General features: G+C 53.4%; 3 protein-coding genes. All 3 read left to right on the top strand.

All coding sequences use genetic code 11. The features are described 5' to 3' along the window. Nucleotides 1-500 precede the first annotated feature (500 nt). A complete protein-coding gene (rffG, locus tag Q7O77_RS16565; protein ID WP_304169813.1) occupies nt 501-1,571 on the top strand; it encodes a dTDP-glucose 4,6-dehydratase in 1,071 nt (356 codons plus the stop codon). Then, nucleotides 1,568-2,431, top strand: coding sequence for a glucose-1-phosphate thymidylyltransferase RfbA (rfbA, locus tag Q7O77_RS16560; RefSeq protein WP_304169812.1), 864 nt, complete (start codon nt 1,568-1,570; stop codon nt 2,429-2,431). The genes rffG and rfbA overlap by 4 nt, the downstream gene beginning before the upstream one ends. A gap of 20 nt (nt 2,432-2,451) precedes the next feature. Then, the coding region (locus Q7O77_RS16555; protein WP_304169810.1) for a sugar nucleotide-binding protein at nt 2,452-2,872 on the top strand (421 nt) is incomplete at its 3' end.

Below are 2,872 nucleotides of genomic sequence, written 5' to 3'. Positions count from 1 at the left end.
GCTGGAGGAGGATGTCCGCCGTTGTCAACCCGACGAACGCCGGGTTTTCCCCGGTAAATGTCCTTTCAACGACCCTTTCTCTCCATCCACTATGATGTATGGTGATCCTTCTGCACAGGCCGCGTGTCGATGGCTGAGGCGCGTTAATATTCCATTCGTATGCAATTACAGAGAATGCTTATTTATTGCCTTTGCAATTCATTGCTAGAGTCGATCCTTGCCAACAGAAGAGTGAATGTGAAGGAGATAAAAAATTGACTGTTTTTGGCGGTCTTCCTGCGGGAGCTACTACACCTTGAGTATTAGGGCATGTAGAATGCGACCACTCTTTATACTCGCCTTATTGCGCGAAAAGTGTCCCAGGAAGAAAACAGTCGAGCGGCAAGTGATGTCTTTTAGGGGAAAGCCTAAGGGCGGTAGCGTGCCTAAAATTCATGGATCGTCGGCTTCATAGCCTTGCAATCGCTAAGGTTAGTCATTTCTTTTTGGGATTTCTTACTATGAAAATATTGGTTACAGGCGGTGCAGGCTTTATCGGTTCTGCCGTCGTTCGCCACATCATCAGCAACACCTCTGATGCCGTGGTTAATGTGGATAAGCTGACCTACGCTGGGAATCTGGAATCGTTATCAGACGTTGAAGACCACGAGCGTTATGTCTTTGTTCAAGCGGATATCTGCGATCGCGCCGCGCTGGACGATATTTTTCAGACCCACCGCCCTGATGCGGTCATGCACCTGGCGGCGGAATCGCATGTCGACCGTTCCATCGACGGTCCAGCGGCGTTCATCGAAACAAACATAGTAGGGACGTACACGCTGCTCGAAGCTGCTCGCGCTTACTGGCAGTCGCTCGACGAAGCGGAAAAATCTCGTTTCCGTTTCCACCATATTTCTACCGACGAGGTGTATGGCGATCTGGAAGGCGTGGACGATCTGTTTACCGAAACGACGTCGTATGCGCCTAGCAGCCCGTACTCCGCCTCGAAGGCTTCCAGCGATCATCTGGTGCGGGCCTGGCAGCGGACCTACGGCTTCCCGACGATCGTCACGAATTGTTCCAACAACTACGGCCCTTACCACTTCCCAGAGAAACTCATCCCGCTGATGATTCTTAACGCCTTGGAAGGCAAACCGCTGCCGGTCTATGGCAACGGTATGCAGATCCGTGACTGGCTGTATGTGGAAGACCATGCCCGAGCGCTTTACACCGTCGTGACCACCGGTGAAGTAGGGGAGACCTACAACATCGGGGGTCATAACGAGAAAGCCAACATCGACGTGGTGAAGACGATCTGCGCTCTGTTGGAAGAACGCGTGCCGAACAAACCGGATGGCATCAAGCAGTATCAGGACCTGATTACCTATGTGAAAGATCGGCCCGGTCATGACGTTCGCTACGCCATTGACGCGAGCAAAATCGCGCGCGAACTGGGTTGGAAGCCGCAGGAAACGTTCGAGTCCGGGATTCGTAAAACGGTGGAGTGGTATCTGACTCACCGGGAGTGGTGGAGCCGCGTTCAGGATGGCTCTTATGCGCGTGAGCGCCTGGGTATGGGAGAGGCATCATGAAAGGCATTATTCTGGCTGGCGGGTCCGGCACGCGTCTTTATCCCTTGACGCGCGGTGTGTCGAAGCAGCTGCTACCGGTGTACAACAAACCGATGATCTACTATCCGCTTTCCACGCTAATGCTGGCGGGTATTCGGGAGATCATGATTATCACGACGCCGGAAGATAATGAGGCCTTCCGTCGTCTGTTGGGCGATGGTTCCAATTTCGGCATTAGCATCGACTATGCGGTGCAGCCGAGTCCAGATGGCCTGGCACAGGCGTTCATTATCGGTGAATCCTTTATCGGAGACGATCGGTGCAGTCTGGTGCTGGGCGACAATATCTTCTACGGCCAGTCTTTCAGCCGCATGTTGGCGAATGCCGCCGCTAAAGAGCACGGCGCGACCGTGTTCGGCTATCAGGTAAAAGATCCTGAGCGTTTCGGCGTGGTGGAGTTCGATAAGAACATGAAAGCCGTTTCCATCGAAGAAAAGCCGACCAAGCCTAAGTCTAACTACGCCATTACCGGGCTCTATTTCTACGACAACCGTGTGGTGGATTTCGCCAAACAGGTGAAGCCTTCCCATCGCGGCGAGCTGGAAATTACCTCGATTAACCAGATGTATCTCGAGGATGACTCGCTGAATGTCGAGCTGTTCGGGCGCGGTTTCGCATGGCTGGATACGGGAACGCATGAGAGCCTACACGACGCATCGTCCTTTGTGCAGACTATCGAGAATGTGCAGGGCTTGCAGGTCGCCTGTCTGGAAGAGATCGCATGGCGCAACGGTTGGCTTTCCAATCAGCAGCTGGCGACGTTGGCGGATCCGATGATGAAAAATCAGTACGGTCGCTATCTCATGAACCTACTTAACTGACCGGATATTCAGGAGCCAGAATGAAAATTTTGATTACCGGCAGTCGGGGACAGGTAGGGCAGAGCCTGGTCGCTCAGCTAGAGGGTAAGGCCGAGCTGCTGGCCGTCGACCGCGAAGAACTGGACATTACCGACCAGTATGCCGTCATGCGTAAAGTGGAACAGTTTCAACCGGACTACATTATCAACGCCGCAGCACATACGGCAGTGGATAAGGCCGAGGATGAAATCGCGCCGTCCTATACCATCAACCGCGATGGCCCAGCCTATTTGGCTGAGGCCGCGAAACATGTCGGCGCTGTAATACTGCATATATCCACCGACTATGTTTTCGATGGTGAAAGCGACCAGATTTACAGTGAAGAGATGCCCGTAGGGCCGCAAGGGATCTATGGCAAAAGCAAACTCGCGGGGGAGTATGCGGTGGCTGAACTGGCCGATC

Source organism: Lonsdalea britannica (genome assembly GCF_946477055.1).
Classification (GTDB): domain Bacteria; phylum Pseudomonadota; class Gammaproteobacteria; order Enterobacterales; family Enterobacteriaceae; genus Lonsdalea; species Lonsdalea britannica_A.
The sequence above is the reverse complement of the archived record's forward strand: the minus strand, read 5'-3'. Positions and strand labels throughout refer to the sequence as shown.